The following is a 23,044-nucleotide window of genomic DNA, read 5'->3' on the forward strand; positions in this document are numbered from 1 at the left end:
TCTGAGGCAGAATGTGGCAGGTGGTTATCAGGGTCAGTAGAGTTTCTTCGCTGTTTCCAGCCAATCTTTCTTGAAGATACGTTGCATATTCTGGACTGCGTCAATGATATCGTGATGAACAAGTTTCTCGTTCTGGATACCAACACAGCGACCACCATATCCTTCTAACAGTAACTGAACGGAATAAGCTCCCATTCGCGAAGCCAGAATGCGATCATAAGCTACCGGTGCGCCACCACGTTGAATATGCCCCAATACCGTAGCCCGCGTTTCGTGGCGAGTGTCTGTTTCAATATATTTTGCCAATTCACTGACATCACAAACATGTTCCGTAATGGCAACAATGGCATGGCGCTTGCCTTTTTGAATTCCAGCCTTAATTTCAGCCAAAAGCTCTTCACGATCAAACGGTGTTTCACTCTCTGGCAAAACGATAAATTCACATCCACCCGCAATTGCAGCAGATAAAGTCAGATCCCCGCAATAACGCCCCATGACTTCTACAATAGAAATTCGTTTGTGGGATGTGGAGGTATCACGCAAACGGTCAATCGCTTCTACTACCGTTTCCAACGCGGTGAAATAACCAATGGTGTAATCTGTACCCGCAACATCATTATCAATTGTACCCGGCAGGCCAATGCAAGGAAAACCGGCTTCGGTCAGCTTCTTCGCACCTAAATAAGAGCCATCACCACCAATCACCACCAGCGCATCAATCTCATTTTTACGCATATTTTCAATGGCAGTTTCCCGCACTTTATCATTTCTGAACTCCGGAAACCGCGCCGATCCCAAAAACGTACCGCCACGGTTGATCATGTCAGAAACGCTAAAGCGGTCGAGTTTCTTCATGCGATTCTCATACAGCCCCAGATAGCCATCATAAATGCCATAAACTTCCAACCCTTCGGTTAAAGCGGCACGAACAACACCACGAATAGCGGCGTTCATGCCAGGCGCATCACCGCCACTCGTTAAGACTCCGATTCTTTTAATCTTGTTGATCATGATGACCTCTGACTTATAGATATAATATTTACCAATCTGCTGACGATTTCCCTAACGGGATATATTTATGGCGATTTTACAAAACCTGATTGTCACTTTACTGGCTGAATTGATTCAACAGAATCTATGATACGGAAAAATACCCAACCTGCATCAAGATTATGCCTATTTTTTGACGATCTTTTGATTATGAATAAATTCTCCATCAATCCCAGCGATTTTTATTCTCTTCAGGAACAGCAGAACAAGGATCCTGATGAATAATAATATCGGCACCAGCGAACCTGTTTCTCAATTTATTTTCCAGTCCTTCCGCCAAAGCATGAGCCTGCACCAACGGCAAACTATCATCCATTTCCAGGTGAAACTGGATAAAACGTGTCGGCCCTGATTGTCGGGTCCGCAATTGATGACCACCTTCTACACCGGGATGGTTCTGGATAATTTCAATAATCTCTTGCCGCTCTGCATCCGGCAATGCTTTATCCAGCAACGATTGTACGGCATCATACCCCATCCGCAATGCACTATAGAGAATGTAGCCTCCAATTCCTAAAGCGAACAGGGCATCTGCACGTTTAAAACCATACAAACTCAAAATCAACGCCACCAAAATTGCCCCGTTCATCAATAGATCAGATTTGTAATGCAACATATCAGCACGAATTGCCTGACTTTGTGTTTTACTGATCACCCATTTCTGGAACACCAACAAACAGGATGTCGATATCAGTGCAAAGATAATGACCCAGATACCTATCGTCGCATGCTCTAATGGCTTGGGCGAAAAGAGATGCTGGACCCCTGTCAAAAACAAGAAAATCGCAGAGCCGGAGACAAACATACTTTGGGCTAACGCTGCAAGTGACTCCGCTTTACCATGACCAAAAGCATGTTCTTTATCAGCAGGTTGAAGTGAATAACGCACAGCCAAGAAATTGGTCAGGGATGCAACCAAATCGACTAAAGAATCCACCAATGCAGCCAATAAACTGACGGACCCCGTAAGCCACCATGAAAAAATCTTTATGATTAACAACACGCCGGCCAGTACTGCCGCCGCCAATGCAGCAGCACTGACCCATCGCCCATAATTTATCTTCATCGACTATCACCCTAGGTTATTCAATTAGCCTTAGGTATAAAAATAGCGCGTCAGATGAAAAAATATAGGGGCAGCAAAACAAAGCGAGTCGATTCTATCCAGCATTCCACCATGGCCTTCAATAATCCCGCCAAAATCCTTCACCCCACTGTCTCGTTTAATTGCCGACATACACAAACCGCCAATGAATCCCATCAACGTGATCGCCAACGACATTAATCCCGCGACCCACGGGGAAAAAGGCGTTACCCAAAACAATGAAACACCCAATAACACAGAGGCTAAAACACCTCCCACAAATCCCTCGACGGTTTTATTGGGGCTAAGCTTTGGCACAATCGGGTGCTTACCAAATAGCTTGCCGAATACATACTGCAAAACATCCGACATTTGCACCACAATCATCAGGAACAGCAATAACTTGATATTCTGATCCTGATATTCAGGAATATCCAACATCAACAACGCGGGTGCATGACTGATGGCAAACACGGTGACCAACATTCCCCACTGAATTTTGGCAGTCCGCTCCAGAAAGTGCGTGGTATCGCCGACCAACGCAGTACGGGCAGGCAAAAACAAGAAGACATAAACCGGAATAAATACGGAAAACAACCCATACCATTGCACTCCAACCAGCACATACTGTACCGGCATAAAAACAAAGAAACACCAGAACAGGGCTTCATGGTCACTGCGGCGGGTGGGCGTCAGCGTAATAAATTCACGCAGGGCAAAAAATGACATCACCGCAAACAAAATAACCGATCCCACAGGCCCGACAACAATGGCGATGACACAGATGATACACATCATCCACCAGCCCCGAATTCGGGCGTTCAGATTATCAATCGTCGCGTTGCTCTTTTCTCCTGAATACCAAAGTGCCAGAATCCCGCCAATTATGCTGGCAATGATCAACAAGCCAAATACACCCCCCAGCAACAGCATTAAATCATGATCTATTTTTGTCATAGCACCAACTCCTCTAATGCAGACTGAGCACGTTGCAAGAATGATTCCTTGCTTTCCTCCTCTTCCAATTTGTCCAATGGCTTGCCAAAAGTGACCGAACAAATAATGGGGATCAGCGACGTCTTTCCTTTCGGCAGGGCACGATTCAGGTTTTCCAGATAGACCGGCACAATTTCGGCATCCGGATATTTACGGGCAAGATGATACAAACCACTTTTAAATGGATTGATTTGTTCACCATCCCCCCGGGTTCCTTCAGGAAAAATAATCAAGGATTCTTGTTGTGCCAAAACCGCTTCCAATGGAGTAAGCAGCTTCTCTTTCGGTGTATTTTCGCCATTGCGTTCAATCAATGCCGCACGAAATACCTTATGAACGAGATAACGGCGTAGCTTCGTTTTATCCCAATAATCACGGGCAGCAACAGGATGAACTAAATGACGCAGTGTTGGCGGAAGCCCAGACCAAATCACTAACCCATCAAGATGGCTGGAGTGATTAGCATAATAAATACGGCTCGCAACAGAGGGTTCACAACCAATCCATCGCGCCTGAACCCCCGTTAAAAGACGGCATAAGCCGGATAGCGAAGCCCCTAAGCACTTCGCCAATAAACTGATTTTATTATTTTTGTCCATGTTGGGTATCCTTATCCCCTTTTGTATGAAATGACAGCGATAAGATTTTTTTATTAGCGGCGAGATGGGAAGTAAGATAATCAAGATTGGTTAAGATAACAACAGATTGAAAGAAAAATTAATCAAATACAAAAGGGTTTTTATCAACAGATGAATAAATTTGCTTGGTCACCTATTGTGTTATTTTATGTCATCCTGCCATTAAAACATGCCACTCATTGAAGTACCTATTCAGCTGTCAGAAGTCATATGCATTCTCCAGTATTGATTAACCCATTTTACTGATGTTCACCGGCGGAGATGTCACCCGCCTTCATGTTACTTAGCAATGTGTATTGTTGATTAAATGAGGGAATTATTATCCTCACGGAATCAATGCCGTGATGTATACAACCAATACCAGCGCACCGACTGATATAGCAACCGTCAATACCTCCGGCGATAACTATGATATTTACATCGCAATAGGTCCTTTTGCACAAGGTGTCATTTTAAATGCTTTTGCGTCAGGCAGCGCTGTTGTTAATGATTTGTCGAATATGGCAACTTCACCAACATCCCCTGACTTTGCGGTGAAAGGGAAGGTGTATGCTTATTCATTCACTGACGTCACCCCAGCGCCATGAAATCAGAATGATAGCCTTTCATTGCTATTTGGTTTCAGTTGATTTTTGCGGCTGTTGGTTCCATTCAGAATCTTCTTGTAACAGGACATGGATGTCCAAGTGGCAACATTAAGAGATATTATGAGGGGATAGCGTAAAAGGGGCATATCGCCCCTATCATTATTATTCCAGCCATGAGATATTGGGGTCATTAATGCAAGCAATTCAATGGAGTAGTACCCGATATCTACATTTACGCTATTTGGCTAAGATGGGCTTTCAGCGTCAGTGGCAATGTTGAAGTCACATAGTATATCCGGAATGATTACAACTTTTCTTATACTCATCAGTATGTTTTAACCACAGAATCGGCCATTAACACGTCTCCTACACCGCAGACGGAGCAATCTTCAAAGCCACTGTCTGCCTAGTTTGCAATCAACATATATGGGCCAATTTCCCGTATTCATCAACCGGCCTCACTTTTAGGGAATACAACCTATTCGAGTGTCTACTAAATCTTACCTATACTAATATCGGCTGAAATCGGCAGCCCGGATTTGTATCTGTCAATTCAGTAACAATATTGTCCCCTAATCTCATCCAACTATTTTCATTTCACCATCTTATAATGACAGCACCCGCACTACCATTTCCACCGATACCATTTTCATTACCCCCACCCCCACCAGAACCGATCAGCTCACCATCATAACCAAAGGCTTCCGGAGTACCAGAACCCGAACCTGCTCCCCCATTCATTCCCCCGCCATTACCTCCACCGTATTGTGAATTACTGTTGTCATGGCGCGTTGCATTATGACCTGCACCTGTTCCACAATTCACTTGTCCACTAATACCAATCCCCGAACGCCCACCTAACCACGCGGAAGCACCATGCCCGCCAGTTGCGGATAAATAATTACCGAATAAGGATGTACTCCCACTGTTTATCATTTTATGCGAGGTAGCACCTCGCCCACCACTCCCTACTGTAATAGTGATACTATTAATTCCTCGCAACGAAAGTGAACTCTCAGCTAATCCACCACCACCACCTCCTCCTCCACCGTGATGATAGAACCCACCGCCTCCCCCACCACCATAGACAGTAATGTGAGCATTTAGTGCACCACTGCGAAGTTCATCAGGGACATCCCATGTATGCACGCCTGCCTGTGTAAAAGTGACAATATGTTTCCCCATAGTTGTCATTGCCGCTAATCCGAGATTATTGATAAAAGCGTTTTTATCGGAAATATCCGCACCGTTCTTTTCTTTTTCGAGGCGGGTATTGGCATTGTTGCTAGCTGCTATAACTAAATCATGCACGGCTTTCACCGCTTTCGATGTAGCAGCTTGGCTTTCACTCTGGCTATCCAATGCACTACTCAGGATCACCAATCCTTTTTCTTTCAATGTAGCATCAGGATGCCGGCGGCTTTTTTCATGCTCAGTTATCGCTTTTTTAACCGTAGCGTCAGTATACTCCCGTGTCGCCAACACCACGGACGGGTCAATTTTCAGAGTTACAGCATCCGTATGGCTGACAATCAGTACCATACGGATAGTCTGTGTACGGCCAGAACCTTCCTGTAACTGCGGCTTATAAGTTTCGGGACAGTTACCCACAGCAATCAGCACGCCATCCTGATCAAACAAACCAATTTCCCGTATCCACCAACCGCCCTCGCTTTCAGGGATGACCTGCTCGGCAATAATCTGATGGGCGTTTTTCGGATCAACATTCAGGGTATTGATAGTGGCCCGACGGCGTTCATTCACCAATTTGGTTTGTGTTGTATCCGGAGTCGGCAGAACACCACCGCCATCACCGACCGCCATCTGAGTAATCGCCAGTTTCGTACCCAGAGCCGCAGCATTAGCCAATTTATCCGCACCCAGTTGGGTTAACAGAGCAAAGTATTTTGTGCTCATGATTGAATCCCCATATCGTCATCAATAAGATCCATCGCCGCCGCTCTCATCACATCAGTATTCAGGGCTGATGTGCTCATACTTTCGCTCATGTTATCTCTCTTACTTATCTTTAGAGGGTTAAATACATTGACAGACTGTTTCCTCAACAGTCCGTTCATGTTAACCAACCCATCGGAACTTTTTAATTGATTGGATTTGTATGAAGGAGCACACAAATCCGGGAGGAAAAAAGCGGGAAATGTGTTCAGGTATCGACAATTCAAGCCATTTACCTGTAATAGAGAACCTCGGTTAAACAGTACCTGTCATTTATGGCATAAAAATCATATCAATTTGATTTTAAATTGAATTATTTTTTTCGAGGATAAAAAAAGTCCCTCAAAGAGACTGAAAGGTAGGGGTTGCGCTTGTTTTTAAAATACAACTAGTTGTAATAAAATGACTTAATAATAAAAGTGACCACACTATGACCACATCGACATATATCAGCCAAAGCCCTTATGAAAATAAGGGCGTTTTATTTAGGTCGGGTCATTGCGTTTAAAAAAGTCCAGTTATTTTTCTGGCGGTGTGCAATATTCTGAGGGTCTTTATATTTTCTATCTCCTCATCGTAATGGTAGAGAATGATGAAAGGAAAATGTGGAACAACCAGTTTTCTATAACGCTCATCTCGGTTGTTCCGAGCCTTTACGCCTGCATATGGGGTAATTTTCAGAAGCTCAGTCATTTCCATAAACTTTGCGTCAATTTCATCAGCCAATAACAGCCCTGCCTGCTCAAAGAAGTAGAGATAAATTTGCTCCCGGTCAGTTTGTGCTGTTTCTTCCCATGAAATCGTGATCACTTTATCCCCTACTCAGCTTATTACGCAGCAGAGCCATCCGGCGATGACTTTCAGCATCATCAATAAAATGCGCTGAACCGTTTTCACATTGGTCAATCGCTTTCTCTATTTCCGCTTCTAACCAGTGGGCATGGGTATTTTTCTGATACTCACGTTCTTCGTTCGCCAGTTCTTCCGCTTTTTGTCTCATTAACTTTGTCAAATCTGTCTGATGACGTTTAGCCGCTTGCATAGCTAAACGCTTGGTTTCTTCATCAATACGAAAATGAATCGTCTCCATTCACTCCCCCTTAGTTCTCTTTGCCTTAAAAAATGTTGTCATTTGTGTTGTCATATTAGCATAACAATACAAAACAACAATGTTGCTTTCAACGAGAACAAACTTAATGATGGGGTAAATTTTGGACAACTACTTGAATTAGTAGGATCATAGACCAAGAATTCCCAAGGAACTGTAAACAACAATAGTGCCCACACTTGAAAATTTTTAACTCGTCTACAGTTGCTTGAAATAAAATTATCTTATTGATTTTAAATTAAATTTAGGCAGGGATAAAAAAAAGCCCCTCAAGGGGGCTGAAAGACAGGGATGGTGTCTATGGCAAGGAAAATCGTTGTTGACGCTGTTATGGACACGATGTGTGTACATTAGTTAATTCAGCCTATCCCAAGAGCCATACGCTCTTCACAGCGTTTCTGTAATAGTTCTTTCTGCTCTGGTGTTAACAGCTGGTACAGCTGGTTACGGATACGAGCGATCTCGATACCCAGTTCAACATTCTTTTTTGCTATCTTTTCAAGCTGTTCTCTGACAGCTGTCTCATCAAAATTCTGTTCAATCAATAGATTATGCATCTTCTGATGCTCATCTCGTATATCAGCCAATGTGCTCTCGTGCAAATATTTTTGCTTTACCAAATCCCACATTTGCTGGCGTTGCTGTTCTGTTAATATTATCCCGTCAAAGAGATAACTATAGTTATGCTCATCACCATGGTGATAACCAGCGTACTTCCGGTGGCTATATGGCCTACAATACTGTGAAGCATTTGACGGTGAAGAACGTGCAGCTTCAGGAAAATCATCCGTATCAGCAGTTTCAGCTAAGGTCAACGTTGCTCCAAGAACAACTATTGACCCCAAAGCCAATATTGCTATGTTACGCATTAAAATTCCTCGCTTTCTCGAACAACGTTATTCGATTCAGTGCGGTCAACTATAACCCTGCGGCTGCAAACTAGCGTCAGAGCATGTAAAAGAACGTAAAGTCATGGAATAGCGAAGTTTGTTATCGTATTTTGCTCTTGGAGGAAGAATTAATGCATAAAATCTTATTAGTTGATGATGACCGCGAGCTGACATCTCTATTAAAAGAATTGCTAGAGATGGAAGGATTCAATGTTGTTATCGCCCATGATGGCGAACAAGCATTACAATATATAGACTCTTCAATCGACCTGTTATTGCTGGACATCATGATGCCTCGCAAGAATGGCATTGAGACACTTAAAGAATTAAGGCAATACCACCAGACACCCGTAATCATGTTAACTGCTCGTGGGAGCGATTTAGACCGTGTTTTGGGATTAGAACTGGGAGCAGATGACTATCTTCCCAAGCCCTTTAATGATCGCGAACTGGTTGCCCGTATACGCGCAATTTTGCGTCGTTCCAACTGGAGCGAGCAACAGGCTGATACCGGGACACCTATACTTGAGATTGATAAACTACAGCTCAATTCTGGACGTCAAGAAGCCAGTTTTGATGGTGTCATTTTGGATTTGACAGGAACAGAGTTCACTCTACTCTACCTATTGGCGCAACACTTGGGTCAAGTTGTTTCCCGTGAACACTTAAGTCAGGAAGTATTGGGGAAACGTTTAACACCTTTTGATCGTGCCATTGATATGCATATATCTAATCTACGCCGCAAGTTACCAAATAGAACAGACGAACTTCCATGGTTTAAGACATTACGTGGCCGTGGATACTTAATGGTTTCCGCAAAATGATTAATAGCCTCACAGCACGAATATTTGCAATTTTCTGGCTTACTCTTGCCCTTGTTTTGATGGTCGCTTTAATGGCTCCAAAACTGGACTCACGACAACTGACCCCACTTTTGGACAGTGAATATCAGCAAGGGAAAAAACTGGCAGCACAAATAGAAGAAGAATTAACCCGTTACCCAGCAAATGATTTATTCTGGTGGCTACGATTGGATCGCACAATTACCCAGTTGACGCCATCAGGCCAGCGCTTGCTCCTTGTCACCACCGAAGGGCGCATTATCGACATTGAAACACCTACACACCAAATACCGACTATCCGAAATTTTATTGGGCAATCCAATAATTCAGATAACCCTAAAAAGAAAAAATATGGGCGCACGGAGATCCTTGGCCCTTTTTCTATTCGTGACGGAGAGGATCACTACCAGCTCTATCTTGTAAGGCCTGCAAGCAGCCCGCAATCAGACTTTATCAACCTCATGTTTGACCGGCCGTTTTTATTGCCGGCTGCAACCATGTTAATCAGTGCTCCATTACTGTTATGGCTGGCATGGAGTTTGGCAAAACCTGCCCGTAAATTGAAACATGCCGCAGATGAAGTTGCAAAGGGCAACCTGAGACAGCACCCTGAACTGGAATCTGGCCCCCAAGAGTTTTTAGCGACGGGCAGCAGTTTCAACCACATGATAAGTGCCTTAGAAAGGATGGTAAGCGCCCAGCAACGTCTGATTTCCGATATTTCTCACGAACTGCGCACACCACTTACCCGCTTACAATTGGCGACAGCGCTACTACGCCGCCGCCATGGTGAAAGTAAGGAACTCGAACGCATTGAAATGGAAACACAGCGTTTAGACGGCATGATCAATGACCTTCTAGTTCTTTCCCGCAATCAACACAAAAATGAATTACTGAGGGAAAATGCCAAAGCTTACGATATCTGGCATGACATCTTGGAAAATGCCAAATTCGAAGTTGAGCAGATGCACAAAACATTGGATATCGTCTCGCCTCCTGGCCCTTGGATCATTTACTGCAACCCGGCAACACTCGGTAGCGCACTGGAAAACATCGTTCGCAACGCACTGCGCTACTCCAGTAGCCATATCGCTGTTGCATTTAAAGCTGATAACCAAGGAGTAACGATTACCGTTGATGACGATGGCCCAGGCGTCAGCCCTGAAGATCGGGAACAAATTTTCAGACCATTTTATCGCACCGATGAAGCCCGTGACAGAGAATCCGGCGGAACAGGATTGGGATTGGCAATTGTTGAAACAGCAGTAAGCCAACATCGAGGCTGGGTGAAAGCAGAAGATAGCCCTTTGGGCGGTTTACGGTTGGTGATTTGGTTGCCACTGCATGGAAGATAAAGGATTTTTTCTTTAAATTTAAATAGTTAAAAAAGACTACAATTTAAAAAAAAGCGATTATACTTGACCTAGGTAAATCAGAGGATTAACCTTCTCGCAGTTTAATGTAAGTTGTTGATACTTTAGCCTCCAAGAGGTCATAAAATCCTTTTATATTAATGGAATAGATGAGAAAAATTAGATACTGAGGGCACTCTGGGAGCCATAACCTAGTGCGGTAGCTTTGCACAAAAGCATCCTGTGTATCATATTAACATGTCTTTCTGCATCATAAAAATATCGTCTTAAACTTAATCAATGAAAAGTTTGTATAAGCAGATATAAAGTTATTTAGGCAAAAAATACAGCCATTACTAACAAATTCCTTTAGCCATTGATGGAGATAGTTGGTTTTATAATCACTAAAAAACATTATATTTAATATGGAAATAGTACTCAATCCTGAGCAAAACAAATTTTAACAAGATGAGGGTGAATGAGGATACACAAACACATAAAAAGTGTTCTTTTAGTATCCGAATATTGAATAGTTCCAATGAATACTCGGAATTTACGTATTTATAAATGCATAATAAAACAATTATGTACATATAATGAACTAAAAAGAAATACAAAATAGTATGTACTGTACAAATCTAAAAACGTTTCAAACAGGTATTGGCTATTCTTTTATCAATATACTCCCGAAAAAAACAAACTAATTTATTAGATTGTTAACTGATAATTTTCTAATCCTAAAATCTGCAGCTTCAAATTAAATGGGTATATTTCTATTTTAAACATGAAAAATTTATTAAACCATCTACTTTGTTTTATTATCCCTTTATTTTATAGGCCAAAAAAAGATTTAATTATATTTACATTTGATAAGAATCATATAAAATTTAATTCTAAAGCATTATTTGAATATTCATTAAAAGCAAAATCATTAAATGTAAAGTATATAATAAACAATGATTACTTAAGAAAACATCTAACAAAAGAATATGGTGATTTCTTTATAACCACGAAAAAAATAAAAGATATAATAAAAATTTCAAATTCAAAAGTTTGGATTACAGATGGTGGCTTTCCTCTTAAAACTCCATTTGGGCATAAAAAAAGAGTTCTTATTAATTTATGGCATGGTATTCCGCTTAAGAAAATAGGAATAATGGGTTACTCAGGATTATCAAAAATAAGAATGTACTTAACATTAAAAATGTTTTCTAAACATTACTCTTTACTGTCTTCAACAAGTTCTAATCTATCATCAATTTATTCAAAAAGCTTTCTAATAAATAAAGATAAGATAAAACCATTAGGTCAACCAAGAAACGATCTGTTATTTCAAACTAACAACACACTTAATGATTACCTTCAAGATTTTCCTAAATACAAAAAAGTCATCTTATATGCTCCTACTTGGAGAGCAGGACTTTACGGAGATGAGTGGCTAGGAAAAGATACAAAATTTTTTCCATTCGCTGATTTCGATCAAAGTCAACTTGAGAAGTATTTAGAAAAAAATAAAATTTTACTATTATTAAGACCTCATCATTTACAAAAAATAAAAATAACAAACTCCACATGGATTAAAGATTTCTCATCAAATATCTGCAATGAAATTATGGATGTCATTAGAGAGTTTGATCTTCTAATAACTGACTATTCCAGTATTTACTTCGACTTTCTAATATTAAATAAACCTGTTTTATTTTTACCATATGACTTAGATTTATATGAAAAAAATGTAGGTTTAAATTTTGATTATCAAACAATTACTCCCGGCCCTAAACCAACCAATCAAAATGAATTTATTTATGAGATTTCTAAGTTGTTATCAGAGAAAGAATATTTTCAATTGGAACGAATAAAAACAAATGAATTCTTTAATGAAGTCAAATATAATAACTGTCAAAGAATCCATGATTTTATAATTACCAAATTAAAAAATAAAGTATGAGCAAAAAACTAGTATTTCTAACTGAAAGTATGGTTGGTGCAGGTGGAGTTGTCAGAGTAATTAGCACATGGGCCAATTATTTTTCGAAAATAGGATTTAATTGTAAAATAATATCCGTTGTTCCTGGTGAACCATATTTTCCTTTAGAAATAGGAGTATCTTTCAATATAAGAAAATATTTTTTTAATAAAAAAATATTATTTCTACCAATAAATTTATTTCTTATCTTGCCTATATTAAAAGAGGCTAGAAATTCATATCTCGTTGTTAATAAATCTGCTTACATAGAGCCAATATATTTTTGGCGAAAATTGGGTTTTTTTAAAGATATTAGATTGGTCTATTTCGCCCATGGTGGAAACAATGAATTTGAAAGCTTTTATATGGTTAGAAGAACCACAAAGCATCGTGTAAAAATGATCTTTGACGTATTTAATCATGTAATATGTCTCTTTAAAAATACAGAAAATACTCCTAAAATTGTAAAGGATGAAAAAATTACTTTTATATCAAATCCGTGCCCACTTCCAACTTATATAAGGAAAAAAGATGAATGTAATAAAATAGTAACTTATATAGGAAGAATAACTAAAGAAAAAGGCGTTGATAACTTAATAAAAGCATGGGGGATAATTGAAGAAAAATATGAAGATTGGAAATTAGAAATTATTGGTGATGGTCATGATAAAAAGGAATTTATTGAGCTATCTGAAAATTTAAAGTTAAAGAATATATCATTTTTTGAATCTACAAATAATATAACACATTATTTTAGAAGAGCTACGATAAGTGTTTTGCCATCTTTATTTGAAGGATTACCTTTAAGCATAATAGAAGCAAAGTCCCAAGGGTGTGCAGTTATTTCAACTAGAACAAATGGAGGAAAAAAATTAATTAAAAACATGGAAAATGGTATATTGGTTGATATAGCTAATGTAGAAGACTTAGCTAATAAAATAATACTTTTAATTGATGACTATGAATTAAGATACAAATTAATAAATCAATCTTACTCAGATATGCCATCTTTTGAAATTGCCCATCTAGCTAAAAATTGGGAGAATATATTCAATAATGATATCTGAATATACGCCAATTTTTTTATTAATATTTTCCTTAACTTCCTTGTTAACAGCAATTTTAATTGCCGGTTTAAAAAATAAAGCAATTTCAGGTCTTATTTCATTATTTTTAGTTATAGTTTATGTTGTCTTATTTGGGCTTAGAAGCCATTCAATAGGTTCCGATACTCAAGCGTATATAGATAATTTTCTTTATTCCAATTGGGATTTTGAGCCGTTATTTTCACTTATAACGTATACAATAAAATTATTTATTAATGATCCTACTATATATTTAATTATATTGTCATTGATTTATGGTATTAATATATATCTTTCCTATCTCATATTAGGAAAAAATTTTCAGTCTTATATAATTATCTTTATATGGGCTGTTTTATTCAGCCAAGGGATGTTAACAGGTACAATTAATTTATTTAGGCAAGCACTCGGATTTTCATTTTTTCTATTGGGATTGGTAACATTTTTAAATAAAGAAAAATTAAATTTTCTATCTTGTATCTTATTTTTATCTTCCCTGCTAATTCATAATTCGAATGCAATATTAATATTCATAATACTTATATTAAGATATGTTAGTATAAGAGGTATAATTATTATTTATATTATATCTCTTATGTCACTATTCTTTGATGTTGGGCAAACAATTATCAATAACTATGGTGATTACTATATAATACAAAAAACATTATCTAGGCATATATATTTTAATGAGCGTCGCTCAATAGAAACCATATATATTAATATCCTATTATACTCATTCCAATTTTTATTATTTCTGTATTTTAACAGAAAATTAAAAAATAATAATGCATATTTAAAAATATTAAAAACATATGGGTTAATGCTATCACTTTCTATTTTTTTATCCTTTAATAGAGAAATGTCCTTACGATATTATATATTATTGCAATATATTATCCCTATACTTTATCTTTATATATCCGTATGCATAAAGCAAAAAATAATATTTAGCATACTATTCGCAAGCTATACTATGCTATATCTCTACTATTTGCTAAATCGGCCATGGTTCACCGACCAATTTTTAGGTAATATTATCCAATAAAATATAAGGCAACATCATGAAGAAAGTTATAACTTATGGGACATATGATCTATTTCATGTAGGGCATATCCGTCTTTTAAAGAGGTTAAAAGCCCTTGGAGATTATCTTATAGTTGTAATTTCTACTGATGATTTTAATCAAATAAAAGGAAAAAAATCTTTTTTTTCCTATGAAGAGAGAAAAGAGATTGTCGAATCCTGCAAATATGTTGATATGGTAATTCCTGAAAACAGATGGGAACAAAAAAGAATGGATATTATTAATCATAAAGTAGATATACTAGGAATGGGGGATGACTGGGCTGGTCATTTCGATGATCTTAAGGATATTTGCGAAGTTATTTATTTGAAAAGAACTGAAAACATATCGACAACTAAAATAAAAAATAAACTATCAATTATTACTCCTCAAAGACTGCAAGAACTAGAAAAATCAGTGCATAATGTTTTTGATATCGTAAAAACAATTTCTGAGGCTAATAAATAATGTTAGGGCCAAAAGTTATTACATGTACTGGTTATGGTGGTACAGGTTCAAGTGTGGTTTCAGATTTATTAAAAGAATTCTCTAATATTTGTTCATTCGGAAATTTTGAGTTTAGATTCTTACAAGACCCTCATGGAATTAGAGATTTAGATTATGGGATTATTCAAAACAATAATAGGTTAACCACAAGCTATCACATAAATAATTATATAAAATATACAAACTTTTTAAGTAAAAGCAATATATACCCCTATGAAAAATTTTTTAATAATAGATTCAAAGAAATCACAGATGAATATATAAAAAACATTATTGATGTGGAATGGAATGGTTTCTGGCATCAAGATATTATTGATGATAACTTAATTAAAAAATTAATATATTATTTTGAGAGGTTTTATCAGAAAAAAATATTAGGTAAAAAAGAAGGAGGCGCGGAGATTTATAGTGAATTTTTCAATAAAAAAATGTATTACTCTTATCCAAGAGAAAAATTTTATCTAGAAACTCAAAAATACCTACGAAAATTAATTAACTCAACAGACTATAATTCAAAGGAATATGTGGTATTTGATCAACTTATTCCTCCCAATGACACTAATCACTATTTAAAATATTTTGATGATTTGGCCATTATCATAATTGATAGGGATCCTCGTGATTTGTATTTATTAAATAAATGCCAATGGAATGAGAAATGGATACCCTCAGATGATATTCACAATTATATCTATTGGTTTAGAACTCTTAGAGAACATCAAAAATTTGACATAGATAATAAAGGCAAAGTGCTCAAATTACCATTTGAAGATTTTGTCTATAAATATAGTGAAACTATTCGAAAAGTAATTGATTTTTTAGGTATTGAAAATAAAACACATGTTGAGAAATACAAATTTTTTAACCCAAAAATATCTATAAATAATACAAATTTAAAAATGAAATACTTTCAACATGAAAAAGAAATAAAAATAATAGAAGAAGAGCTTTCTGATTTTTGTTATGCATTTCCACATAAAAATTAAAGATATCAAAATATGAATAATATTATTTATACTTCTGGTGTTTTTGATCTCTTACATGCTAGCCACATAAGAGCACTAAAAGCAGCCAAATCTCAAGGCAACGACAATACAATTTTAATTGTAGGAGTTGCTACAGACGAAGATACTCAAGCTTATAAAAGAAAACCTGTAATTCCTTATGAGCAAAGAGTAAAAATGATTAATTCCCTAGATTTTGTTGATAAAGTTATTACCGCCCCTCTTTTTACCAATAAACAATTTTATGATTTTTTTAGTATTAATTTACATGTTCAAGGCAGTGATGATGCAGGAAAAATTGATTATTATAAAGGAGGTAAAGATATTGAAATCATGAAGTTTATTGGAAGGGATCCAATAGAATCAACTACTTCATGCATTTCAAAGCTAAATGAGATTGTTGGTCCCGATTTTATTGTAGAGCCACTACATGGTGGTATATCAAACATGACTTGGAAAGTATCATCTCCAAATTCTAAAAAAAAATATGTTTTAAAATATTTGCAATCATCAAGTATTGAATCTTTTTCATTAAGACATGACTGTATTATTTTAGGTGGAACATTTGCATTATATGAGTATATAGATGGTATCGTAGGTCAGGTAACAAGCAAAGAGCTTATAGAATATTTTCTAGAAAAAAAGAAATCCAATAAAAATTTCATTTCAGCTTATAAAATAAAAAAAGAAATAAAAACACCTTTTCCCACTCTTATGAAATATATTGATCCTAAAAATGAAAATTTTCTTAAAGAATATAATTTTATTGAAGTTATTTTCAATAAAGAAATAGTATGGTGTTGGTCGCATAACGACCTTGTAAGAGAAAATATTATTAAAACAAAAAATGGAATTAAATTTATTGATTGGGAATACGCTGACTTAGCTCCCTTTGAAATGGATATAGCCTCCTGCATAGTTAATGGAACTATTGATTTTTCTGATTTAAAAGCCAATGAATTTGATTTAAAATTTATAAGCATACTTGTAATGTTTCAATGTAGAGTCTGGATTAACTGGTATCAACAACATCCTAAAAAATATAATGATGATATCTCGTCATACTATCATAATAAATTCAAAGAATTCAAAAAACTAATTAAATCCTTCAATTAATATTCATTTCTTTATAAAACATTACATATATTTCATCATTAAAAATAAAAAAAGGCATATAAGTGTATAATTTTTCAGTGTTAATGTCTGTCTATAATAAAGAGCAACCAGAATTTTTTGATCAAGCGCTTTTAAGTGTTTATGAGCAAACTTACAAGTCTAATGAGATTGTTATTGTCCAAGATGGAAAATTGACTCAAGAACTATACAACGTCATAGAAGAATGGAGAGAAAAATTACCAATAAAAGATGTCATCTTAGAAAAAAATCAAGGCTTAGGTGAAGCGTTGAATATAGGATTGAATTCCTGTACTAATGATTTAATTATGAGAGTTGACACAGATGATATAAATAAGTGCGATAGATTTGAAGTCCAATATATTTATATGAATAACAACCCTCAAATAACAGTTTGTGGCTCTCATATTGCTGAATTTGATGAGAATCCTTCAGATATAAAAGGATATCGGCGTGTACCTTTAGAGAATGAAATTAACTCAGTAATCAATAAACGTAATCCAATCAACCACATGACAGCCTGCTTCAGAAAAAAACAGGTTCTTAGTGTTGGTGGATATCAACACTTACAATATATGGAAGATTATTATCTTTGGGTTAGGCTATACTCAAAAGGTTTTAAATTAGAAAATTTAGATAAAGTACTTGTACTTGCTCGTACAGGAAAAAATATGCTCAGGCGAAGAAGAGGAATAGTGTATTTCAAATCTGAAATAAATATGCTAACTAAATTATTAAAATTAGACATAGGCAATAAATATAGTACAATCATGTATTTTTCTGCTAGAGCCGCAATTCGCTTAATTCCTTCTTTAGTTCTTTCTAAATTATATTATTTTCTAAGAAAAAAATAGTTCAAAGATTAATTAATATAAGAAAAATATTAAATAAATTAAAGAATATACTTATAAAATATGTGCAGGTGGAATATATAATTCTTCATATAGAATCATAAGTGGCCAGAATTATATCTTAGCAACACTGCCATTAGATTATACCAAAATAAAAATCAATTATTAATAATGTCAAATGTATTACCTTAACAATAAAAAAATTTTACTATTTAGGAGATGATTTTGATCTATGTAAAAATTGGCCAAGGTAGATCCATCAACTATGAGAGCATTGCCTCTTGTTTATTTTACAATAAATTATCATTAACATTTTCCTTTTCTGATGGTAAAGTTCTCGAAACATCTTTATTACCTAATAGAGTCTCTTTTTCAAAAAATAGAAAGTTAATTTATGAAAAAATATCGCTGTTTGAAAAAAGATTTAACGAAAAGGTCATCATAACTAATTATGATAGAACATTATTTCTAGGTTCTATTTTTTTCTACTTATGCTTAATTTTAAAAAATATAATAACTAAGTTTTTCATGCCTAATCAATGGATTATTGCATATAGAAGATTGGGTGACACTAAATGGATAAAATTAAAATACAAAAAAAATGAACTAATGGCTGACCCTTTTATTTATCATCACGATAATAAATATTACGTATTCTATGAAGCGCTAAATTATGATGTAAATAAAGGATATATCGCTGTTGGTGAATTAGACGTAAATAAAAACAGGCTTAAAAATATAAAAACAGTAATTAATGAGGATTATCATTTATCTTTTCCTTACTTATGTAAAATAAATGATGAACTGTATATGATTCCTGAATCATCAGAAAATAATACAATTGACCTCTATAAATGCCTTGAATTTCCACATCGTTGGCATAAAATAAAAACGCTAATTAATAACATTCAGGCAGTTGATTCAATCTTGATTGAAAAAGAAGGTATGTGGTATTTATTCACAAGTGAAAAAATTTCTGGTGCATCTTACGGAGATGAACTAACTATATTTACAACAAAAGATCCATTAACACTGCCATTTAGAAAAATGTCAGATATTCCATTTGTTAATGATATTTCTTTGTCACGTAATGCAGGTGCTATTTATATGGATGATAAAGGAAGTTTATATAGAGTATCTCAAGATTGTTCTCGCCGATATGGTTATAGAGTTAACATATTGAAAATTAAACAATTATCCCAGACTGTATATTCTGAAGAGCTTGTGTCAAAATTAGATTTACCTAAAAATGCCATCGCAATGCATACCTATAACGCTTCCAAAGAAATAGAAATAACTGATCTAAAAATAATAAATAAAGATATTTACTCATTAATAAAAAATACATTTAGAATTTTAAAAAGAATAGTAAAAAAACGTTAACATGAATACATCAATCACAATAAATGGAGTATCTAAATTAATTTTAAATTTATTTAGATTTACTCTACCAGCGTTAATTGTACCTTATATATATCGTACACTATCTCCTGATAATATTGGCGCAGTTAATTATGCGGAAAGTATTTACTCATATATTCACACTATAGCAGTACTAGGATTATCTTATTATTCAATTAGAGAATTAGGTAAAATAAGAAATAATAAAGAAAAGTCTTCCGAACTTTTTTCTAATTTATACCTAATAAATATATTTACAATATTGTTTTCTGTCATAATATATTTATTTATTATTTTGTTTTTTATAACAGATCAAAAAGCTCATATTATATCGATTATATTAATATTTAAACTATTACTTCTTACGTTAGACATTGAATGGGTAAATGAAGCCTATGAAGAATATAAATTTATATCATTAAAAACAATATGCTGCAGAACAGTCTCATTAGTATTAATGTATTTATTAGTAACAACAAAAGACGATTATATCACATATGTTTGGTTAAATATTCTTTTCGATGCAACTAACGGATTAATTTCATTCTTATACATATTCTTTTATAAAAAGAATATTTTCTTTTCTCTAAAATCAATAAAAATAGATCTTTTAAAAAAGCACTTTATAAAAATATTATCAACATTATTTATTATCGACATCGGCTTTTTCTTTTTCAGTTTTGATAAAATAATGCTAGGTTCATATTCATCAGCTAAGGAAATTGCTTTCTATACCCTTGTAGAAAAAATAATATTAATTATAGTTGTTTTCTCTTCTACCCTGACTCAAGTGACTTTACCTAGATTATCCATCCTTGCTAATTCTGATAAAAACAAATTTGTAGAATTAGTACAGCATATTTTCACAGCACTAATGATGCTAATAATTCCTTCTTTATTTGGTGTTTTCTTTTTATCTAAAGAAATTCTATATATATTTGGTGCAACTGAATATACAAACGCCAATCCAGTGATAAAGATTTTTGTTTTTTATATATTAATTTTCTCTCTATTAAAAATATTAGGAAGTCAAATTTTATTCGCTTTGAATAAAGAGCGTTTTTTTATAAAGCTATTAATATTTTTTAGCCTTATAAATATATGCATAAAGTTATATATGAAAGAACAATTAACGGCACAAAATAGTATATTAATAACAATGATACTTCTTTCCATTTTATCCTTGTTTCTCTACATTTATACATATTATATAGCAAAAATAAAATTCAAAATTATTAATAGAAGTATTACCATCTATATTTTGGCATCTTTGCCAATGGTGATGATACCATTTCTTCATAAATATTGCGATAACATTCCTACTTTTGTTATATTAAGCGTGATATATTCCTCTGTTTCATATACTCTTATCCTTCTATTTACAAAAGAACAAATTTCTCAAAAATTAATAAGAAAAATACTAAAAAAGATTCATAATTGATTAATGGATACATAACTATTTTATCTATAAATAAGGCATAAAATGATCAAATTAATAGGTGGTTCAGGATTTATAGGCTCTCGCCTTGCGACTCAATTAAAAATTGACAATATCCCATTTCAAATAATAGATAAAAATAAAAGTGAACTTTTTCCTGAACAATGGGAATATGGAGATGTTACTAAGCCAGAAACTTTATATAGGACTTTAAAAAATGCATCAATCATAATTAATTTAGCTGCAGAGCATAAGGATAACGTAAAACCCATTAAACTGTATTATGATGTGAATGTTGATGGAGCTAGAAATATCTGTAAAGTTGCCGAACAATTAAATATAAAACATATCATTTTTACTTCTTCTGTTGCAGTTTATGGTTTTGTAGAAAACGAAACAGATGAAAACGGTGATTACAATGCTTTCAATGATTATGGAAAATCAAAACTAGAAGCAGAACATATCTATGATACCTGGCAGGCAAAAGAGCTTAATAGAACATTAGTAACTATTAGGCCAACTGTAGTTTTTGGTGAAAAAAATAGAGGCAACGTTTATAACTTATTTAGACAAATTGCCTCTGGTCATTTTTTAATGATAGGCTCAGGAAAGAATAAAAAATCAATGGCATATGTTGAAAATGTTGCTGCATTTTTAAAGTTTTCAACTAATTTTAAATCGGGTCGCTATGTTTTCAATTATGTTGACAAACCTGATTTCACAATGAATCAATTAACAGAAGTTATTTGCAACACCCTAAAAAAACCTAAATCTAATATTCATATTCCATACTCAATAGGAATATTAGGAGGATATTTTTTTGATTTATTATCTAAAATAATAGGTAAAGAATTCCCTATTAGCAGCATTCGCGTGAAAAAATTCTGTGCTCAAACCCAATTCAAATCCAGTAGTATTTCTGAAACAGGATTTGTACCTCCTATAACACTCGAACAAGGAATAGCTAACACAGTGACAACTGAATTTCAAAAAAATAATACATAATCTGTGAGACTTTCCATTATAATTATTCGGGCAGTATCTAAATATTTTCTTAGCTGCCCGTAGCGATGCCATCTATTTTAGGTAAACCATAACGCCCATGTACGTTAATGATAAACTATCTGCAAATTTCTATGGATTATTTTCTGGTGTTTTCTGGGGGCTAAGTGGTGTTCTTTTAGCTTCTTTATTAAGAAATGATATACTTTCTTCCTACATTCTTGTTCCTATAATTATTGCATTTTTGAATGACTTAATCTCATTCGTATATATGTTTTTTTATCTCTCATATAAAAAAACATATCGCAAAATACTCTCTATTTTAAAGAACAAAAACTATTTCATTATCACCATGGCTGCTATATTTGGAGGCCCACTAGGAATGTCTTTTTATATTTTATCAATAAAATATATTGGCATTGGATATACAGCTGCTATTTCTGCATTATATCCAGCGATTGGAGCTTTGATATCATTTTTTTTACTTAAAGATAAAATTCATAAAATAGGATTATTCGGCTTGGCATTAGCTATAACTTGTACAATTATTTTAGGTTATTCAACCACTACCCAAACTATATTTGGATGGATTGGTTTTCTTTTTGCTTTTTTATGTGCATTAGGGTGGGGCTCAGAAGTAGTGATCAGCTCCTACGGTATGAACAAAAATATTCCTTCAGATATAGCTTATCTTATAAGACAATTATCATCATCATTAGGTTATTTTATTATTATTGTGGTATTCATTCATTCTTTCCCTGGTGTAACTCATATTTTCTCAGACATAAAACTAACAACCTTATTACTTACAACTTCTTTAATTGCTACACTTTCCTACCTTTTTTATTATCGTGCTATAGAAAGATTACGCCCTATTAGAGCGATGGCTTTAAATATAACTTATTCTGTATGGGCTGTTATCTTTGCGTATTTAATTATGGATGAGCCAATATCTATAAACTTATTGTTCATATGCACAGGAATTTCTGTTGGCTCTTTTTTAACAGCAATTAATCCTATCAACATAAAAAAACTAACGTATTTTATTAAATAAAAAAACAAATTTAATTTTTCTCTATACGTAAG

The 23,044-nt window shown here is 34.7% G+C and carries 22 protein-coding genes; 14 read left to right on the top strand and 8 right to left on the bottom strand.

Annotated elements, in window-relative coordinates:
- Positions 1-33: 33 nt before the first annotated feature.
- The 4 genes from pfkA to Xsze_RS03745 form a co-directional block, all read right to left on the bottom strand.
- A complete protein-coding gene (gene pfkA, locus Xsze_RS03730) occupies positions 34-1,011 on the bottom strand; it encodes a 6-phosphofructokinase (protein ID WP_038239970.1) in 978 nt (325 codons plus the stop codon).
- Positions 1,012-1,216: 205 nt separating this feature from the next.
- On the bottom strand, positions 1,217-2,116 hold the full coding sequence (fieF, locus tag Xsze_RS03735; RefSeq protein ID WP_038239968.1) for a CDF family cation-efflux transporter FieF: 900 nt from the start codon (positions 2,114-2,116) through the stop codon (positions 1,217-1,219).
- 30 nt (positions 2,117-2,146) lie between these two features.
- Positions 2,147-3,091: a phosphatidate cytidylyltransferase gene (locus Xsze_RS03740; RefSeq protein WP_038239966.1), complete on the bottom strand. Its 945-nt coding sequence runs from the start codon at positions 3,089-3,091 to the stop codon at positions 2,147-2,149.
- Positions 3,088-3,729: a lysophospholipid acyltransferase family protein gene (locus tag Xsze_RS03745; RefSeq protein ID WP_038239963.1), complete on the bottom strand. Its 642-nt coding sequence runs from the start codon at positions 3,727-3,729 to the stop codon at positions 3,088-3,090. The genes Xsze_RS03740 and Xsze_RS03745 overlap by 4 nt, the downstream gene beginning before the upstream one ends.
- Before the next feature lie 380 nt (positions 3,730-4,109).
- Here Xsze_RS03745 and Xsze_RS03750 point away from each other — a divergent pair, with 380 nt between their 5' ends.
- Positions 4,110-4,355: a hypothetical protein gene (locus tag Xsze_RS03750; protein WP_143707571.1), complete on the top strand. Its 246-nt coding sequence runs from the start codon at positions 4,110-4,112 to the stop codon at positions 4,353-4,355.
- 597 nt (positions 4,356-4,952) lie between these two features.
- Here Xsze_RS03750 and Xsze_RS03755 read toward each other — a convergent pair.
- The 4 genes from Xsze_RS03755 to Xsze_RS03770 form a co-directional block, all read right to left on the bottom strand.
- Entirely contained in the window at positions 4,953-6,272 is a 1,320-nt protein-coding gene (locus Xsze_RS03755; protein WP_038239958.1) for a phage tail protein, read from the bottom strand.
- A gap of 543 nt (positions 6,273-6,815) precedes the next feature.
- The gene (locus Xsze_RS03760) at positions 6,816-7,121 is read right to left on the bottom strand and encodes a type II toxin-antitoxin system RelE/ParE family toxin (protein ID WP_038239957.1); all 306 of its coding nucleotides are present in this window, start codon (positions 7,119-7,121) and stop codon (positions 6,816-6,818) included.
- Between the two features lies 1 nt (position 7,122).
- Positions 7,123-7,401, bottom strand: a complete 279-nt coding sequence (locus tag Xsze_RS03765) for a hypothetical protein (protein WP_038239955.1) — start codon at positions 7,399-7,401, stop codon at positions 7,123-7,125.
- 377 nt (positions 7,402-7,778) lie between these two features.
- Positions 7,779-8,288 carry a Spy/CpxP family protein refolding chaperone gene (locus tag Xsze_RS03770; protein WP_038239953.1) on the bottom strand — a complete coding sequence of 170 codons (510 nt, stop codon included), beginning with the start codon at positions 8,286-8,288 and terminating at the stop codon, positions 7,779-7,781.
- Between the two features lie 152 nt (positions 8,289-8,440).
- On the opposite strand from Xsze_RS03770, the gene cpxR reads away from it, so the two are divergent.
- The 13 genes from cpxR to Xsze_RS03835 all read left to right on the top strand — a co-directional run bounded on the left by cpxR (position 8,441) and on the right by Xsze_RS03835 (position 23,012).
- Positions 8,441-9,133, top strand: coding sequence for an envelope stress response regulator transcription factor CpxR (gene cpxR, locus Xsze_RS03775; RefSeq protein ID WP_038239951.1), 693 nt, complete (start codon positions 8,441-8,443; stop codon positions 9,131-9,133).
- On the top strand, positions 9,130-10,506 hold the full coding sequence (gene cpxA / locus Xsze_RS03780; RefSeq protein ID WP_038239948.1) for an envelope stress sensor histidine kinase CpxA: 1,377 nt from the start codon (positions 9,130-9,132) through the stop codon (positions 10,504-10,506). The genes cpxR and cpxA overlap by 4 nt, the downstream gene beginning before the upstream one ends.
- Before the next feature lie 781 nt (positions 10,507-11,287).
- On the top strand, positions 11,288-12,451 hold the full coding sequence (locus Xsze_RS03785) for a CDP-glycerol glycerophosphotransferase family protein (protein ID WP_038239946.1): 1,164 nt from the start codon (positions 11,288-11,290) through the stop codon (positions 12,449-12,451).
- A complete protein-coding gene (locus tag Xsze_RS03790; RefSeq protein WP_038239943.1) occupies positions 12,448-13,536 on the top strand; it encodes a glycosyltransferase in 1,089 nt (362 codons plus the stop codon). Before Xsze_RS03785 ends, Xsze_RS03790 begins: the two co-directional genes overlap by 4 nt.
- A complete protein-coding gene (locus Xsze_RS23290) occupies positions 13,526-14,602 on the top strand; it encodes an EpsG family protein (RefSeq protein ID WP_038239940.1) in 1,077 nt (358 codons plus the stop codon). The genes Xsze_RS03790 and Xsze_RS23290 overlap by 11 nt, the downstream gene beginning before the upstream one ends.
- Positions 14,603-14,618: 16 nt before the next feature.
- Positions 14,619-15,089 carry a glycerol-3-phosphate cytidylyltransferase gene (gene tagD, locus Xsze_RS03800; protein ID WP_038239938.1) on the top strand — a complete coding sequence of 157 codons (471 nt, stop codon included), beginning with the start codon at positions 14,619-14,621 and terminating at the stop codon, positions 15,087-15,089.
- A complete protein-coding gene (locus Xsze_RS03805) occupies positions 15,089-16,114 on the top strand; it encodes a sulfotransferase (RefSeq protein ID WP_038239936.1) in 1,026 nt (341 codons plus the stop codon). The genes tagD and Xsze_RS03805 overlap by 1 nt, the downstream gene beginning before the upstream one ends.
- 12 nt (positions 16,115-16,126) lie before the next feature.
- A complete protein-coding gene (locus tag Xsze_RS03810; RefSeq protein ID WP_051462466.1) occupies positions 16,127-17,248 on the top strand; it encodes an adenylyltransferase/cytidyltransferase family protein in 1,122 nt (373 codons plus the stop codon).
- 62 nt (positions 17,249-17,310) lie between these two features.
- Positions 17,311-18,120: a glycosyltransferase gene (locus Xsze_RS03815; protein ID WP_209435295.1), complete on the top strand. Its 810-nt coding sequence runs from the start codon at positions 17,311-17,313 to the stop codon at positions 18,118-18,120.
- Positions 18,121-18,342: 222 nt separating this feature from the next.
- Positions 18,343-19,500: a glucosamine inositolphosphorylceramide transferase family protein gene (locus Xsze_RS03820; RefSeq protein ID WP_051462465.1), complete on the top strand. Its 1,158-nt coding sequence runs from the start codon at positions 18,343-18,345 to the stop codon at positions 19,498-19,500.
- Position 19,501: 1 nt separating this feature from the next.
- Positions 19,502-20,959, top strand: a complete 1,458-nt coding sequence (locus Xsze_RS03825; RefSeq protein ID WP_038239932.1) for an oligosaccharide flippase family protein — start codon at positions 19,502-19,504, stop codon at positions 20,957-20,959.
- Between the two features lie 42 nt (positions 20,960-21,001).
- A complete protein-coding gene (locus tag Xsze_RS03830; RefSeq protein ID WP_038239930.1) occupies positions 21,002-21,961 on the top strand; it encodes an NAD-dependent epimerase/dehydratase family protein in 960 nt (319 codons plus the stop codon).
- 97 nt (positions 21,962-22,058) lie between these two features.
- On the top strand, positions 22,059-23,012 hold the full coding sequence (locus Xsze_RS03835; protein ID WP_038239927.1) for a DMT family transporter: 954 nt from the start codon (positions 22,059-22,061) through the stop codon (positions 23,010-23,012).
- The last annotated feature ends 32 nt before the right edge of the window (positions 23,013-23,044 follow it).

The organism is Xenorhabdus szentirmaii DSM 16338 (genome assembly GCF_002632585.1).
In the GTDB taxonomy this organism is placed as follows: Bacteria; Pseudomonadota; Gammaproteobacteria; order Enterobacterales; family Enterobacteriaceae; genus Xenorhabdus; species Xenorhabdus szentirmaii.

What these genes read in the sequence shown, in the direction of transcription:
- Xsze_RS03830 (WP_038239930.1), top strand. Translation starts at nt 21,002, where the DNA reads ATGATCAAATTAATAGGTGGTTCAGGATTTATAGGCTCTCGCCTTGCG.
- Xsze_RS03755 (WP_038239958.1), bottom strand. Translation starts at nt 6,272, where the DNA reads ATGAGCACAAAATACTTTGCTCTGTTAACCCAACTGGGTGCGGATAAA.
- Xsze_RS03740 (WP_038239966.1), bottom strand. Translation starts at nt 3,091, where the DNA reads ATGACAAAAATAGATCATGATTTAATGCTGTTGCTGGGGGGTGTATTT.
- cpxR (WP_038239951.1), top strand. Translation starts at nt 8,441, where the DNA reads ATGCATAAAATCTTATTAGTTGATGATGACCGCGAGCTGACATCTCTA.
- pfkA (WP_038239970.1), bottom strand. Translation starts at nt 1,011, where the DNA reads ATGATCAACAAGATTAAAAGAATCGGAGTCTTAACGAGTGGCGGTGAT.
- Xsze_RS03765 (WP_038239955.1), bottom strand. Translation starts at nt 7,401, where the DNA reads ATGGAGACGATTCATTTTCGTATTGATGAAGAAACCAAGCGTTTAGCT.
- Xsze_RS03825 (WP_038239932.1), top strand. Translation starts at nt 19,502, where the DNA reads ATGAATACATCAATCACAATAAATGGAGTATCTAAATTAATTTTAAAT.
- Xsze_RS03835 (WP_038239927.1), top strand. Translation starts at nt 22,059, where the DNA reads ATGTACGTTAATGATAAACTATCTGCAAATTTCTATGGATTATTTTCT.
- Xsze_RS03770 (WP_038239953.1), bottom strand. Translation starts at nt 8,288, where the DNA reads ATGCGTAACATAGCAATATTGGCTTTGGGGTCAATAGTTGTTCTTGGA.
- tagD (WP_038239938.1), top strand. Translation starts at nt 14,619, where the DNA reads ATGAAGAAAGTTATAACTTATGGGACATATGATCTATTTCATGTAGGG.
- Xsze_RS03810 (WP_051462466.1), top strand. Translation starts at nt 16,127, where the DNA reads ATGAATAATATTATTTATACTTCTGGTGTTTTTGATCTCTTACATGCT.
- Xsze_RS03785 (WP_038239946.1), top strand. Translation starts at nt 11,288, where the DNA reads ATGAAAAATTTATTAAACCATCTACTTTGTTTTATTATCCCTTTATTT.
- Xsze_RS03790 (WP_038239943.1), top strand. Translation starts at nt 12,448, where the DNA reads ATGAGCAAAAAACTAGTATTTCTAACTGAAAGTATGGTTGGTGCAGGT.
- Xsze_RS23290 (WP_038239940.1), top strand. Translation starts at nt 13,526, where the DNA reads ATGATATCTGAATATACGCCAATTTTTTTATTAATATTTTCCTTAACT.
- cpxA (WP_038239948.1), top strand. Translation starts at nt 9,130, where the DNA reads ATGATTAATAGCCTCACAGCACGAATATTTGCAATTTTCTGGCTTACT.
- Xsze_RS03745 (WP_038239963.1), bottom strand. Translation starts at nt 3,729, where the DNA reads ATGGACAAAAATAATAAAATCAGTTTATTGGCGAAGTGCTTAGGGGCT.
- Xsze_RS03805 (WP_038239936.1), top strand. Translation starts at nt 15,089, where the DNA reads ATGTTAGGGCCAAAAGTTATTACATGTACTGGTTATGGTGGTACAGGT.
- fieF (WP_038239968.1), bottom strand. Translation starts at nt 2,116, where the DNA reads ATGAAGATAAATTATGGGCGATGGGTCAGTGCTGCTGCATTGGCGGCG.